Origin of the sequence: Novipirellula herctigrandis (assembly GCA_007859835.1) — a bacterium.
In the GTDB taxonomy this organism is placed as follows: Bacteria; Planctomycetota; Planctomycetia; order Pirellulales; family Pirellulaceae; genus Novipirellula_A; species Novipirellula_A herctigrandis.
This window is the reverse complement of the sequence record SJPJ01000001.1, coordinates 4,049,476-4,064,555: the sequence shown is the minus strand read 5'-3', so window position 1 is coordinate 4,064,555 and position 15,080 is coordinate 4,049,476. Positions and strand designations below refer to the sequence as shown.

Genomic DNA, 15,080 nt, shown 5'->3' with positions numbered 1-15,080 from the left:
CGCAAACCGAGCACGCTTTCGTTCAATGCCTAAGCGTTTGGTGTCGGAGCGTTTGGTGTTGGGGGCAAAGTGATGTCACACCGCTTGGCAATGATTTCCATGTGGTGTTGAAGGTGTCCTGCTGCGATCCATGCAACCGTTCGCACGGAAACCTGTTGGCCGTCCGCAGTGCCCATTCGGTCCCATGCTTTTGGGGTAATGCGCCGTAGCAATAGTAGATTTGCTTGACGGAGTGATCCAATTTCACTGATCAAAAGGCCGAAACTACCAAGTCCAAATCGGCTGTTCGCATAAGCGTTCTCATCCCAACCAACTAGCTCCGTGGAGTCCCCTGCGGCGATTCGCATCATTCGATAACCAAACACGCGTTCCGCGTTAGCGCAATGCTCAAGGACTTGTCGGATGGTCCATTGATAAGGCGCATGAACCTTGTCTACTTGTTCTGGGCAAATATTGCTGGCCATTTCGCATAGCGTATACATTTGGGCATTTGAGGCCTCAACTACGCACTCACCCTCGACTTTGTCGATCAACTGACGCTGGTATGGCGAAGTGGGTTCGCATTCGTCCGGTCGCCGACTAACAGATCGATTCATAATATGGATTCGTGAAATAAAAAGCAAAAAAAGAGACGTGGACCATTGTACCGTTCGGCAAGATGTGCGTAACTAAGCACCGGCGGGTTTGGAAAAGTACACAGCTGTACCTCTACCAAGTCGTTTCGTGAATTGTTTGCGGTGGTACCACCGGAGAGAGAACTTGCTTTCAACTGTCATTTTGATTGTTGCCGCGGTGCCTTGCTTATCGCTGGCTGCATGGTTTTGGACATACCGGTCGATTCGCAAGCTGGAGGGCCGAGGAAACGATGTCTTTCGCAATCTTGTTGAATCGATCGCGAAAGAGCACCTGATTATCGGTCACTTGACGGATTCTCTCCCTAAGGATTTCGAGATCCAACAACAAAGTCGAATTAAACGCAAGAGTCAGCAGGCGAACAAGGCCTTGCAAGATCTTTGTGAGAAATCGAGTGACGTGGAGTTAGCGGCAGCGTTTTCGTCAGTTCACGGCGAGCTATGGATCACCACAGAGCGATTAGTCAAGATGATCACAGCGGACCAGCGGATTGCTGAATTAGCCACCGTTAAAAGCTGTTTGGAAGGACTGAAAGAAGCCCAAGAAAGATCATACGCAGCGATGCAAATGTACAACCACTCGGCGATCACGATGTCCGCGTTCGGTGAGTTAACGATTCCGTCGCTGGTTCGCAAACTCGTCCATCACTCACCCGAACAATGGCCTCTCATCGACTGGACTCCGGACATAACCACGTAGGACGGTGCTGGACGGTGCTCCCCCCCATTTACGAGCTTGTGCTCGGTCAATAAAAGATTGCACCAACCAGTCATCCGTCTGGTGACGGATTGAGGACCGGCTATGCGTTCAAGTAGTCGGCTAATGTTCTAGCGGGTGCAGGTAGTTTCAATAGAGGCGCGAAATCGGCTGTGGACTCGTCGACTTCTGCGAACAAATCGGGCAACGTCGTGCCACTTGTGTCCGTTAAGCGTTCGAATCCGCTGACAAATTCGGCTTGTTCGTGCCAATCCGATTCGCTGCATGAAGGTAGCAAGGACGCAAGTGCGACACAGGCACTTCCTCTGGTGGCATCGCCTTGGTCAAGTAGTTCGTCGATCTGAGTGTGCATCGCAATCAACTTGACGAAGTCGTCGGGCAGACTCCAGCGCTGGGCCAAGAGAGCGGCGGCTTCCGCGTGATCCCAGCCGAACATTTCCTGTTCAAGCCCACTCAAGCGGCGTCCTTCAAGCGCCCTTCGTTCGACCAGACTTTGGTATTGCTCAGGTAATTCCTTCAACAGCAGTGGAATCGCCATGTCTTGCAGTAGTGCCCCGGCGAACAAATCTTCGGCGTTTTCCACTTTCAAGTTCTTGCCAAGTTTTCGCGCGAAGATCGCCCGGCGAAGTGAATCTTGCCAAAGTGATTTCAAGTCAAAAGGACCGAACTTTGGATTCGGAATGACGCTAAAAACTGCGTTCCAGAGTGCGAAGTTCGTGATCGCTCGGCTACCGACGAGGGTTAACGATTGTTGAACACTCATGATTTCGCGACTAAAGCCAAAGTACGACGAATTGACGAACTTGAGCACTTGCCCCATCAATCCAGGATCTGCTTCGATCGGCTTGGCGAATTCCGCAGGCCCGACATCGGATCGCTGCGAAAGTTGCAGCAACGCGATTGCACTATGCGGAAGCGCAGGCAGTACTTCCGAATGGAATACTTCTTCAAGTGTGGTCGGGTCGATTGTCGTAGCCATAATCTGATTCGTGATTCGAGTTCGGGACAGCTTGCGAGTTGATTACCGTTATCGGATGAAGAACAGCGCAAAGCCGCCATGGCTCTCCCAATCATCATCCGTAAAAAAATAGGCCGAAAACCGATCGGGTGCAAAACAGATTCGTTACGGAACAGCAGGCATTCATGAGAATCGATGCCGATTATTCGGTCGCTACAGTCGCTGTAACCCGATTCATATGTCCTAGTGCTGCCTGCGGATCACTCCCCTCGATCAATGATGACATCGTCCACCATACGTTGTGTTTCGTCATCGTGGCGATGTTTCGTTTGGACAACGTCGGAAAAAAATATGGAACTGCATTGGGTCTGCTAAGTCCTTTGAATTAAATGGTTTAGGTGATTGCTTGGCAAGCTGCTGTGCGTCTCGGTTCATAAAATGCAACCGTTGACATTCCCTATGACTCAACTTTTACTGCACCCTGACGATATCAGCCAACTAAAGCGTTGGTTATGGATCAACGTAAAGTGTGTTGTCGTGGTCGTTGTTCTTTTCTTGCTTTCCGGAGTCCGCGGCTCGGGCTCTTCCGCAGACGAACAACTGCGGGGTCAAGTGAGTTTGGAATCGACGCTCGCGTTGCCTGTGGAGACCGAACTCAGGTTGCTCAATGCACATCAACCCCGCCCAATCCCGCCAACCGGATGGCGGCGAACCAATCACGGCTGGGAGCATACTTCGACATGGCCAAGCGATATCGTTGCTGGAGAGAAAAAATCAATCAGCGAACTTATCGCAATTCAAGAAGCTCGAGAACCAATGTGGCTGCAGGTGACTCTCGGTAAGGTGAGGGGAGTCCCGCCCCTGATGATCGCGCTGATTCAAATCACTGCAATCGCAGTGCTGATCAGCATTGGCCGACATAAGCGTGTTGAGAGCTAAGAATCACTCTGTCGACAGCGTTGTGGATTCAGCAAAAACTTTGGCGTGAATATGTTGGACGTTGCCGTCACCGTAGACAACATAGCCACCTGATCCCGGTACGCCAGCCTCGAATGCCAATATCGTGTTAGCATCATCCGTTTTCTGATCGCTTAGCTTTCCACCGTACATTACGATAAAATCGCCTTCCATCAGTCGTGACCGTAATTCATCTTGTGCGGTGTTCCCCTCCTCGTTGGTTTCCGTTTCAAGTGAAAGGGAATCAACAAAAACTTGTTGGTCTTTAGGGGGTTCGCCGTTCTGCTGTTGATAAGAACGGTAACTCGATTCAATCTCTGCAAGACAGGCTTTGCGAGTCAGGATCTCTTTTGCCGCTGAATCGTCACCACACCCGATGGATGCGGCGACGATAACCGTCGCAATGAGATTAGTTGCTAGAAAACCACGTTGGACGAATGCCAATCGAAGGGCGTTTTGGGAAGTCATTTTCCGTTTCTCGGCAAAGGGGCGTGGTTGGTGGTAGGACGTTTACGATTGGATCAAGGTTCCAATCGCGTCCAAATATCGCTGGACCGATTCGGCATCAATCCGTTCCCATTTGGCAGTTTTATGTCGAAGGACGGCTAGCTTCAATGACTCAATCGCATCGGCTAGATCATCGGGCAACTCGGGAAGACCTGCAAACGGTTGGCTGACGGCTGGTTGATCAGGGTCTTCGACTTCAAGGCCCGAAGCATCGCCTTGGGGCCGGTTAGCTTCAAGCGATTGGAATTCTTCGGTATCGCCAAAATCAGGGTCCTCGTGACGTGGTCCTGCGGCAACGCCGTCGGGGTCATCACCATATTCTTTGGTACGTCCGCCACCCTGCGCTGGAAGCACAACGTCTTCGTCCGTGTCGACTTCGACAATCTGGCTGCTAGTGGGGCGTTGCGATTCGACCGCGCCGGTCGCTTCCCAGCGTTTTTCACGCATCCCCGACACGCTCCATGATTCTTGGACTGCACCTTCGAGCCACATCGCAGCATCATCCCAATCGAGCGCCGCCAAGAAATGACTCCAATACAATGATTTATAAGTGGCGTACGTCGATCCGAACCGCTCAAATACCCGGCGCAGTCGACCGACGTGCGGCGCTGTTACACCACCCACGCGGCGAGCCCAAGCATCGTCGGAATATTCGGTCGACGGTGCGCCGGAATCGATCAATGCGTGACGCCAATTATGGATGATTTCTCCTTTCTCCCAATTGGTTGTGCTAATCAACGTATTCCATTGCCCAACAAACGGCTCGGCCAATTCGGCTAGTTTGGGATCGTCCTCGTCCCAAGCTTGGTTTGCTTCGACCACGTCAGGCTCAACCACTTCCTCACCCGATTCGTACGGATCGGTCGTGGCTTCGACCTCGGTTAACTCGTGGTGGGAAGGTGGGTTCTCGGTTTGTTCAGTCGAAACCTCGACAGCGTTTTCGTCTGAATCAGCATCATCGATCTGGAATGGGGTTTCGTGAGAATCGTCAGGGGTCATCGGCATCCATCGCTAAGAAAAAGGGTCAAAGATCAAGCCCCTGAGAGGCTAACGAACGATGAGCAAACGATGAAGCGGCAGAGCCGAAAATCGACCAACACTCGCCAAAACGCGGTGCGGTCGAGGTGTTCAGGTAGAAGATCCGATGTGGAAAAAGTGTCACGGATATGCCGTTTTTGCACGCGGGGCGGTTTTCTGACCCAAGGCAACCGTTGCAAAACCCCTGGGCGTCGCCTAACACGGACCCCTGGGCGTCGCCTAACACGGACCAAATCGTGTCTGAATCGAATGACGTGCGACTTGGGCCCAGCTTTCAGGAATCGCTGTTTGATTAGAGCGGGGCTATCGGGGGACGACTGAAATTTCTCATTCCGAGAGCATTTGAATGGATGCAGTTCCCCCCGGCAGGGTGTATGAGACCTAGCAGAGCATGACGCCAGGTTTCACCCTTGCCCCACGAAATAAATGGAAACGCTTTAGCCTTACAAGGCTCGATTCAGTGGGCAAGTTTCAGAAATGGCTTCTCCACGTCGATAACGTGAGAGAAGCTCTTTGGAGCGAGTCGCAAGCATGCGGCGAACTTCACGTCGCTTTCCCTTCACGCGCGGAATGCTCATGGAATCGTAGGCCGTTGTTTGATGACGCATCCACGCGATCACAGCAGCTTCTGCGCGCTGCTCGACCGAGATGCGTTTGGTTCGGGCCACCGTGCCGCTGCCAACCGGAGTGGCATGATCGGTGATCGCACGAGCCATTTTCGCAGCTACCTCGGCGTACGGAGAGGCAAAGTCTAAATACGCGAGCACCGACTCGTAGAACTCGTCAACGTATGTAGCTTGGGCTTGGTCGCGACGTGCTTTGTCGGCCAATTTGCGTTTGGCATACGCTTCGGTCGACCGCTCGGCCTCCAAATCGCCTCGAATTCGCTCAATCGTTGCTGACGATGCCCAAATCCCTTTCGAAAAAGTCCGCCGACCCTTCTTTTCTTGGACAATCCAAAAGTCACCTGCGGCTTTTACGCGGCGTGTTAGTCCCGCGTCGCCCGGTGGCAAAAGTGCCCAATCAGGTGGTGGCGTGAGAGTCTTACCGTCAGCATCGCGAACCGTATCGGCCGTCGGGCCGGGGAGATATGTCGAATGACTCATGGGATGGTTGCTAAAACAAGATTCAGGGGACCGATCCGTAAGTGACTTCCAAACTGAATCTTTGCCGCCCACAAGCCGGGGCCGTTAGGCCCCGGAGAAAACGATCACGCGCACGCTGTGGCACGCATTCGCGAGTCACGATTAGAAGTCCTCGCCGATGACTTCCTTGGCGCCCCTGGTACCAAGTGCTCCCCACAAACCGTACGGGCTGGCTTGGCCTGGTGCCCGATTGTCCGTTTGACCGAATTGCACGGTTCCGTTCGAGGATTGCCCCGCCTCGATTGAGTCGGTGATGAATTTAACGGCACCATCGGACATAAGGATGTGGCATCCACCTTGATGGCGGCTGCTAGGCGGAACAATTCCCCAACCTGTATCCCCGTAGCGAACGCAAGTTTCCTTGTTCGGGGGAAGGATGGTATTGAAGCTGGTGAAAATTGCGTTACCGTTCGCCCAGCGGTATCCTCGGCCTTCGTTTGCTGCAACGAGCGTTGTCACATTGGGATCCCAAAATTGGGGGCGTAACGCGTCGATGTCATCACGGCAATCAGTTGGGTTGTTGTGAATTCCGCTTGAGCTCGTGCCCGTATTCGTAAGTGTGCGGATATCGCGATCACCCAAGTCCGTTGCGATCTCGCCACACATGATTGAATTGGCAAGGCCATCAAGAATGTCACGGAATCGAATATCCGTACGTGCCCTGAAGACTCCACGACCTGCCGCACGAAATCGTTCGTTACGGTAGTTGTCAAGAGTGAGCCTACTGCCAAAGGGTCCGGAATCCATATAGCTCGTTGCATCGCCGATACAGGCTGCGTAGTTTGTTCGACCCATTGCCGGCAACCCGACACCTGGATCGCTTGGGCAGCGAAGCGTTGCAACGCTCGTCATCCATGGCTGATATGCCGTATTGACCGAATTGGTCGAGGGTGATTCGTTGACGTCTTCGGTTGCCGTCGGTCCCATCGCGGGCCAAGGAATGACACGTGGAACGCCCGGGGTCGAGAGGTCCGTCGAGTTCGGGTTGCTGATTTGTTCCCACAACGCCTGTTGCTCGATGAAAGGAGTGATGCCGATGAGAAAGCTACTCGATTGGTTATTGGTTCGGTCCGAGGCTTTGTAATAAGCGTCTGATCCGCTGAGTGGTCCGCCGCTACCGCCCAACTGTGTGGGCAATTGGTTGTATGCGGAATGATAGTTGTGTAACCCCAAGCCGATCTGCTTGAAGTTATTGCTACAACTCATTCGCCGTGCAGCCTCGCGGGCCGCTTGAACCGCCGGAAGCAACAATCCGACCAAGACTCCGATGATTGCAATCACCACCAATAATTCCACCAACGTAAATCCGCGGGCGGTTCGTACGTTCGACTTCATTTTCTGCTCCTGGTTAAAAACGAAAAGGATAAGTTTGATTAGAAAGTAGGAATCGTTTGCTTGACGGTTTCGGGGTTGTGCAGACTTAACGGCGGTTTTCCTCTTCTCGCTCGCGGTCGTTCTGCTCCGCATTCTTCTTTTCAATTTCCGTCATCTGATAAGGTTCGCCTGGTTCGATGACCGTGTTTCCATCACGCCCGCACCCCGGAAATGATAGAGAACAGACAATGACCGTGATGGACAAAAACACTTTATGACTTTTCATCTTTCAAATTCTCTCTACGGAAATGAGCTATCGGTCCCACCAAAAACAACGCGTCAACTGTCGACACGAAACCGTCCTGTAAAACGAGATTTTTGCGGTGAAAACTCGCTTGTCCAGGTGCCTGTATATGAAGATTCTGTGAAGTTAAGGCCCCCGCTCCGTTAGAGACGTTTTGTGGTGACAGAATTCCTCATTCGTTGGTCTGTCGAGCGTTGGGTGATGCAAAGAAAGATTGTGCTTAGTTGTAACGCCTAGGGAGACCGCGATGTTGAAGTTTTTCTGGCAACGATAACCGCTACAAATCGGAGAAATCGGATATAGCTGAGGGGAACATGCGTTGAGTTATCGAAACCCAAGGCACCAATGGCTTCCACAAACAGGAACGGCAATCATGCATCGATTCGAATCCTTCATCAAGGATTTTTGAACTTCGACATCGAATCTATTTTCGTTTTCCAACGATGCCCAACCGGTGGAATTTTGTTCCTCGTCCAAACCGGAATGGTCGTTTCCACGTGATTCCCGAACCTAAGGTTTAGACGGTAAACTCACTCGTTTGCCTGGGATTAATCGGACTGGGCCGAACAGACCGGACTTGCGCAATGGGCAATCTTTCCACGCCACCCCATTGTTTCCGCTGATGTTGGTGCGTGTGACGCGATGGTCCGGCGCCAAGGAAGCATCGCCAACGAGTCGATTGTTCCAGGTGTTTGCCACTTCGATCGTTAGTGTGTTCTTTCCTGAAACAGCGGCAGAGCAAATGTCGACGACAAAGGGCGGTTTCCATAGCGTGCCGATCGAATGCCCATTCAGTTTGACTGTGCCGATAGCCCAGAGTTCGCCAAGGTCTAAGAAGATGCGTCGCTCGTCGGTAACCCAACTTTCGGGCAATTCAAAATCGATATGATGGGATCCAATGCCGGAATAATAGCGAAGGCCTTCGTCGTCATTTTCGTTCCAGGGTACCAGTCGATCCATGGTGAGTGTCGGCTGGACTCCATCAAGTTTTTCCAACGTGATCGTCCATGGCCCGTTCAATGTAAGTGGCGCAGGAAGATCCGAGACGACGCATTCGCGGGCATCCGTGCTGCCCTGGACGACGTGATGTTCACCATTTTGGAAAACGGTGAGTTGGGTTTCTGTTGTGTCATGCGATTCAATACGCGTTCTTGGCAAACCGAGCGCCTCGTTAGGTTCGGTTAGTTTTAGGCCGCCGTTGAATGTGTTTGCTGTATGGTGAAACACAACGAAGACGGAACCGTAGGGAGCCAGTTGCAGCGGTATTGAAGTGCGATCCCCCAATGGTTCATGCGGTACAATGGCCTGCGTCGTGCCGGTCGCTGGGTCCCAAAGTTCGGGCACGCCAGATGCGCGAAATGCACAATCGGCATTCGTCCAGGTATCCTGTTTGTTGCGAATAAAATAGATGTCCGATGTGTTGGTTCGACGATGGATGAAGTCGAGGTCCGAATCGTGCTTCGAGGATTGAAACGTAAAATCCGGACCGGCGTTCATGTTCGCTAGAATCTCGCCAAGCGACGGGCCGCATCGCACACGCCCTTTTCCGTATCGATGTTCGGTCGATTTTTCGCCATCGCAGTCGCCCCAAATTTTGTCCGCGAGTTCCCTAACGGATAAATCTCGCTGCGGATAATCGGTCAATCCATTGGCCTTGGTTGGCTTTGCTCCAACAACCGTTGCGCCGTCTCGAATAAGTGACTCAAGCTTCCTCAAGACGTCAATGTCGATGTCTTGGCGATCGGGCAAAACCAGGACGCCATAGCTCATTCCATCGGCCAGTGTGATCCGCCCTTGATGAACGCTCATGCGATTCAAAATCACTTCGCGATTGACAACATCGTAGTCATATCCCTGTCCAAGGGACGGATCAACATGCTTCGGGGGCACGAAGTTGTAGCCTTGATCGCCGTAGTAGTAGACGACGTCAGCAACGAATTTTCCTTGCTGAAGCATGAAAGAGCATCTTGCCAGATAGTCAAGAAACGGCTTCGCTTTGGACCACCAAACTCGATTCGTATTGAGATGGGTGCCGGCACCGTAGACCCACCCCGGTTGGCCCGACTCAGGCGGCAGATGGGCTGCGGTGTGCCAGACCATATGGTTTGCCCCTTCACAGAAGGCACGATCCGCAGAGGGCTTAAGATCAAAGGGACCGTCCTGCCAATGGTGCATGCTGGTGAATGCTTCCATGTGAATCACTCTTTTGCCGTAGGTGTGACCAGCACAGGCGGTTTCCTTGACGACCCAAAGCTGATCGGCGTGGGGACGCTTGGGCCAAAACTCGCCTCGAATCTCGTCGATCGCGCCTTGAGCTTTGAGTGCATCGACGGGCACCTGATGAATCGGAGGACCGGGACCACCCGCTTCGGATTCAATGCCGATGCCGGCTAGGTGAGCCGTTTCAGCAGCCGTTCGATAATAGGCGTCGACAAGAAGGTCGCCGAGTGTTTTGCGGAAGTCATATTGAAAACGTTGTGTGATCTCATCATTGACAATGATGTGTCCCAAAAGTGCAGGCAAGTAGCGTGTCATATCGTAACCGCGATACGATTGAAACTGCTCAAGCAAATCAGCAGTCCATATCCTGCCTCGCACCTCATAGCTGGCAAGATAAAGTTGTTTGAGCGCCGTATCGCCAAGGGGGCCTAGCTTGTTTTGCAGTTCTTGGATCTCCTTATCAAGGAACGTGATCGTCGCCTCACGATTGAGATGATCGGTAGCGAGACCGTCTGAATTTGGGCTTGGGACCTTGAGTCGTTCGCCTGTGTTGGCACAGACAAATCGCATGATGATCCACTCGCCATCGGGCACGTTCCACGTCAGGTGGCCATCGGCGTCAACCCTATCAGTCAGGTCAATAATGTCTTCGAGTCTATCAATCACAAGTGGCGGGAGCCCCGTCGAGGACCAACTTCCGCCAGCGCCTGCTTTGGATCCATCAATGATGTTTTGGGCAGTCCAGACGTTGACGTTTTCGCGCTGGTCACAGTAGCCAACCAAATCACCGCCATCGCGGCTTCGGTCAGCCTCATGCGATGCGACGACATTGACCCCCTGTTCGTTGTAGAGTTCGAATTCGGCGAGCTGAACGGCGTCAAATTTTGTGTTGTGTCCTTGGCCGAGTCGTAGCCGAACGTAGCGCGCCTCTGTCGCGGGTATCGTGAACGACTGGGCGTCGGTTGTCGCCGCTAATGATGATGATAGTACTTCATGGAATGCATCGCTTGTCGGGTCGGTTGTGGAAACAGCGATCGAAAAATCCTTCGCAAAAAGATTTTGGTCGCCGTGCCGTTTCGGATTGTCGCTTAGTGTGTTGTACAAAACTGCCCGATGGATCGTGTGAATTCCCGGCGGATCCATCCGGATGATGAAGTCATGGCCGGGCAAGCGTTTCTTTATGGGCACCGCCAACACGGCGACGTTCTTTAGGAACAACGGTTTACCATCGTCATCCTTTGGGGCCTTAGTAGGGAGCGATGGTAGCGGTAGCGGCTGGTCGAACTTTGTTGGGCCCATCGTCGTTAGCGTCGATTGAAAGAGTCCCATGCTGGCGTGTTCAGGTTTGACCCAGCTTCCGCCCATGTCCCAGCTGCTAGAGACCGAGAGTTGAACATTCAAGTCGAGTTCTCCCGCAACACGCACCGCGTGAGCAATGTCGTCGACCGAGTGTTCGCTCATGAAAGCAGGTCCGTTTGGTGGCATCTTCTCCTTAATACCGCGCGCGCCCATGTCGAAGAGGCAAACGCCACTGATTCCTTTATCGCGAAATTGTTCTAGCTCGCGTCGTACGTGTTCCCGATTCACGTATCCATTAAGCCAGAGCCAATAGGTAGATGGCCGGGCCTCTTTCGAAGGTGAGATAAATCCTTGAAGTAGCGTTTCTCTGCCTTCTGGAATTTGAGCGGTACAAATTCGGCAACTGAGGATGAGGACAAGGAGACAAAACGTTGTTTTGCACGTTAGTGGATGCGACATGGCGAGGTTTCTTTCCAGCTTGATTCAACGAGAAATCATCTGCGATTTTTCGACTAGCAGGTGAGACGCAACTTGCGTGGTGAGGTGAGGCGTGATTCTGGTGTCCGGTTCAACGACCGGACGTACTAACATGATGGAATCCTAGAACGCCCCAGAATAATGCATTCGCGCGCCAGTTGTTGTGGAACCCCCAATATTCGAAGGACAACTTGGATGGAATTGGGGGGCCGACGTTGCTTAGCGGGATTTCATAAAGAAGTAGAAGTCAATTCATCAGCGACGTCGAACGTGCATAGTGTCGGAGTAGGATCTCAGCAATCGGCAGGTTGCTTGAGCGACTTCGCTAACGACAATCGGGTTCGGCAAGATAGATCGCTTGACCGCTGAAGCGACTTAGGAATTGCTCGTTGGACCAAGTGACGAGTCCAACCGCAGGATCGCTGATTTGCCAATCTCCGTCGTCGGTTTGACCGAGTACGACGACGGCGTGGCCTTCACGATCGTCGCCAAAGTTTGTCGAACGAAAGAACCCACTCCACGTTTCCGTTGTCCAACTTGATTGACCGGCCCGAAAAGATTGACCGGCCCGAAAAGATTGACCGGCCCGTAAGCAAGGTTCAAATGTTACCAGTGCAATTGCCGGCAACTGGTTCTCCATCGACCACTGTTCCGGTGACCGCTTCGTAACCGACGGCCTTTTTTGTGTTAGACGTGTTGCGGCGCAGACTCCCCGGAACAAACCCAAAGGGCTGGTTCCGTCCTGACCGGTCAGGCATTGGTGTGCCATTTCCCGTTCGGTCGTCTCGATACCGTGCAATTTCAAAAGTGTCGCGGCCGAAGCAGGACAGCAAGTCGATTCGTGAGATTGGAGGCAATGTCCTTTTCGCCATTGGGCGATCTCCCACCCCGTCAGTGGCCTAACCGCAGGACGAGCAACCGGGCCAACCAAACTGACCATCGCCATGACAGAAATTGGCAAAACGACCAAGCCGCGTCGGAACAACGATGTCGAACGGTTACCAAAAATCGTTCCTGCCGCTATCGCCAGCAAAACGGGAGCCAAATTCGACCACACAATCGCACTGCTGACGGGAATCAAGTTTGCCCACCAAAGCTGTTCCGATAAATACCATGCAAACATAGGGGCACCAAGCAGACCGAGTGCGCAAAGAGTGGTTGCGGACCGGTGGTGGTGCTGACAGAGAAGCCAGCTTCCAAAAAATCCTAGCGAGGCGACCACGAATACGCCGACGCTCGCAAGAAGCAGGTCGTAGAACATTTCAAACCCTTCCGTCTTTGAACCGGAAGCCAGGTGTCAACGATGAAATCCGTTAGGTTTACGTTAACTTAGTGTGAAGCTTTGTTCTAGATCAGAATTCGCCTTTAGCCCTTGATCGACATATACCGCGACAGTAAGTACCAAATCTTCGATCAAAACGGGGCACCCATTGTGAGTTCCCCTGCCTCGAGAACCTAGCTTGAGAAATGAGCTAGTGCAGCAATTGCCTGTTCGCCAGTGAGCGGTGTTTGGCAGGTGAAATGTTCGCATTGATAAAGGGTTGGGCTTCCTTCGATCACGTTGCGGTGCTCGTTGAGGGCGACCACAGGCCCTGACGGCGGTGCTTCGCCAACCACCCATGAAAGGGTAGCGTGCGGCCGGAAGCGGCTTAAGAAGACCGGCCGAAGGCTGTGCATCGCGTCGTTGTCAGGCACAGCCAACACGAGTTGCATCGAATCGTTTCGGTAACGGTCCAATCCAGAAACCAGGGCACCGCAGGCGGCCGATTGGGTTTCCAAAATGCCTGATGCCAACTGCAGCGTCCGTTCCGCCGCACGACGGTAATCACTGCGATCACAGAGTTGCGACAGTTTTAACAGCGTCATGACAGCTGACGCATTGCCGCTTACCAAACTGCCGTCGTGCCAATCTTTGGTACGAGTGATCAAGCGTTCCGAATCATCGGCGGTGTAGAAAAATCCGCCTTGTTCTTTATCTTCAAACTGTTCGATCATCGTGTCGGCAAGCTTTACTGCGCGTCCGATATAGCGTGCTAGGCCAGTGGATTCGAACATTGCGATCAGCGCTTCGATCGTGAATGCATAATCGTCAACGAATCCATCAATGTGTGATTGTCCTTGGCGAAACGCATGTTTCAACCGTCCACGATCGTCCATCATTTGTTCGAGAGTGAACTTGGTCGCACGCTGAGCAATTTCGATGTAGCGCTGACAATCAAGCACTCCGCCAGCGATGGCGAAGGCTGAAATCGCAAGCGAATTCCATGCTGTTAGGATTTTGTCATCCCGTCCTGGATGAACTCGGCTCTCGCGGACGACGCGAAGCTTTTCTCGGTCGGACGCCAATTGCTCGGCTAAATCAGGCATTGCTAGTTCTTCGGCCCAACTTTCGATGGACCGCGGCAAGTTGGCGATGCTGTTTCCTTCGAAGTTGCCTTGCTCGGTGATGTCATAGATGCGGCAAAACTGATCGCCTGCCATTTCACCCAGAATCTGCTTCACTTCTTCGGGGGTCCAAACGTAATACTTTCCTTCAACCCCTTCGCTGTCAGCATCCTCACTGCAATGAAACCCGCCTGACGGGTCGGTCATTTCGCGATCGAGATAGTCGAGGATTTCGCATGCTACGGTTGCATGACGCTCGTTCCGTGTGACTTGATAAGCGCGGACATAGACCTGCGCGAGCAACGCATTGTCGTAGAGCATCTTTTCAAAATGGGGGACCAACCATTTCGCATCGACGCTGTAACGAGCGAACCCGCCACCGATATGATCGCGAATACCACCACCGGCCATCCGGTCGAGCGTCAATTCCGCTGCCTCGGCCAATTCTCGATTTTCGGTTGTCGCGGCGCGGCGAAGAAGCAAATCTAAATCGGTTGCGTGTGGGAATTTTGGTGCGGCACCAAAACCGCCGTCTTCGCGATCAAACACATGTAACAGATGCGATGTGGTTTTGATGATGATCGCATCTTCGGAGATGGACGTAGAGGATGTGTCGGTTCCGATTGCAAGTTGCTCGAGCGAATCGGTCATCTTTCCCGCATGATCTTCGACTTCATCACGTCTATTTTGCCACGCCTTGGCGAGCGCATCGAGTACCGTGGAGAATCCAGGCATTCCGAAGCGTTCATTCGGTGGCCAGTAGGTGCCTGCATAGAAGGGCTGTTTGTCGTGATTGAGAAACACACTCATTGGCCAACCGCCGCGGCCGGTCATTAACTGAACCGCGTTCATATAGATTTGGTCAATGTCGGGACGTTCTTCACGATCGACTTTGATTGACACGAAGTTCTCGTTGAGAAACTTTGCGATCGCCTCATTCTCGAAACTCTCATGCTCCATCACATGGCACCAATGGCACGCCGCATAGCCGACAGACAAGAAAATCGGTCGGTCGGTCTGGCGAGCTCTCTCGAATGCCTCGTCGCACCAGGGATACCAGTCGACCGGATTGTCTTTGTGCTGGAGCAGATAGGGACTAAGGGATTCGGAAAGATGATTCATAAGA

At 52.7% G+C, this 15,080-nt stretch carries 12 protein-coding genes; 2 read left to right on the top strand and 10 right to left on the bottom strand.

What is annotated here, in order from left to right; all coding sequences use genetic code 11:
- Positions 1-29: 29 nt before the first annotated feature.
- The gene (locus tag CA13_RS15075) at positions 30-596 is read right to left on the bottom strand and encodes a DinB family protein (RefSeq protein ID WP_146397962.1); all 567 of its coding nucleotides are present in this window, start codon (positions 594-596) and stop codon (positions 30-32) included.
- Positions 597-759: 163 nt separating this feature from the next.
- Between CA13_RS15075 and CA13_RS15070 the strand changes: the two genes are divergently transcribed.
- On the top strand, positions 760-1,332 hold the full coding sequence (locus tag CA13_RS15070; protein ID WP_146397960.1) for a hypothetical protein: 573 nt from the start codon (positions 760-762) through the stop codon (positions 1,330-1,332).
- 100 nt (positions 1,333-1,432) lie between these two features.
- On the opposite strand, the gene CA13_RS15065 is transcribed toward CA13_RS15070, so the two are convergent.
- A complete protein-coding gene (locus CA13_RS15065) occupies positions 1,433-2,329 on the bottom strand; it encodes an HDOD domain-containing protein (RefSeq protein ID WP_146397958.1) in 897 nt (298 codons plus the stop codon).
- A 438-nt stretch (positions 2,330-2,767) separates the two neighbouring features.
- Between CA13_RS15065 and CA13_RS15060 the strand changes: the two genes are divergently transcribed.
- A complete protein-coding gene (locus CA13_RS15060) occupies positions 2,768-3,247 on the top strand; it encodes a hypothetical protein (RefSeq protein ID WP_146397956.1) in 480 nt (159 codons plus the stop codon).
- Between the two features lie 3 nt (positions 3,248-3,250).
- Here CA13_RS15060 and CA13_RS15055 read toward each other — a convergent pair whose 3' ends face one another.
- The 8 genes from CA13_RS15055 to CA13_RS15020 all read right to left on the bottom strand — a co-directional run bounded on the left by CA13_RS15055 (position 3,251) and on the right by CA13_RS15020 (position 15,076).
- Positions 3,251-3,733: a hypothetical protein gene (locus CA13_RS15055; protein ID WP_146397954.1), complete on the bottom strand. Its 483-nt coding sequence runs from the start codon at positions 3,731-3,733 to the stop codon at positions 3,251-3,253.
- Between the two features lie 42 nt (positions 3,734-3,775).
- Entirely contained in the window at positions 3,776-4,771 is a 996-nt protein-coding gene (locus tag CA13_RS15050) for a hypothetical protein (protein ID WP_146397952.1), read from the bottom strand.
- A gap of 482 nt (positions 4,772-5,253) precedes the next feature.
- Positions 5,254-5,916: a DUF2293 domain-containing protein gene (locus tag CA13_RS15045; RefSeq protein WP_146397950.1), complete on the bottom strand. Its 663-nt coding sequence runs from the start codon at positions 5,914-5,916 to the stop codon at positions 5,254-5,256.
- A 141-nt stretch (positions 5,917-6,057) separates the two neighbouring features.
- Entirely contained in the window at positions 6,058-7,290 is a 1,233-nt protein-coding gene (locus CA13_RS15040) for a DUF1559 domain-containing protein (protein ID WP_146397948.1), read from the bottom strand.
- An 85-nt stretch (positions 7,291-7,375) separates the two neighbouring features.
- Positions 7,376-7,555, bottom strand: a complete 180-nt coding sequence (locus tag CA13_RS15035; protein WP_146397947.1) for a hypothetical protein — start codon at positions 7,553-7,555, stop codon at positions 7,376-7,378.
- 528 nt (positions 7,556-8,083) lie between these two features.
- Positions 8,084-11,551 (bottom strand): glycosyl hydrolase, encoded by a 3,468-nt coding sequence (locus CA13_RS15030; RefSeq protein WP_146397945.1) that lies wholly within the window; start codon positions 11,549-11,551, stop codon positions 8,084-8,086.
- Between the two features lie 343 nt (positions 11,552-11,894).
- On the bottom strand, positions 11,895-12,830 hold the full coding sequence (locus tag CA13_RS15025) for a cysteine peptidase family C39 domain-containing protein (protein WP_146397943.1): 936 nt from the start codon (positions 12,828-12,830) through the stop codon (positions 11,895-11,897).
- Positions 12,831-13,024: 194 nt separating this feature from the next.
- Positions 13,025-15,076: a thioredoxin domain-containing protein gene (locus CA13_RS15020; RefSeq protein WP_146397941.1), complete on the bottom strand. Its 2,052-nt coding sequence runs from the start codon at positions 15,074-15,076 to the stop codon at positions 13,025-13,027.
- Between the last annotated feature and the right edge of the window lie 4 nt (positions 15,077-15,080).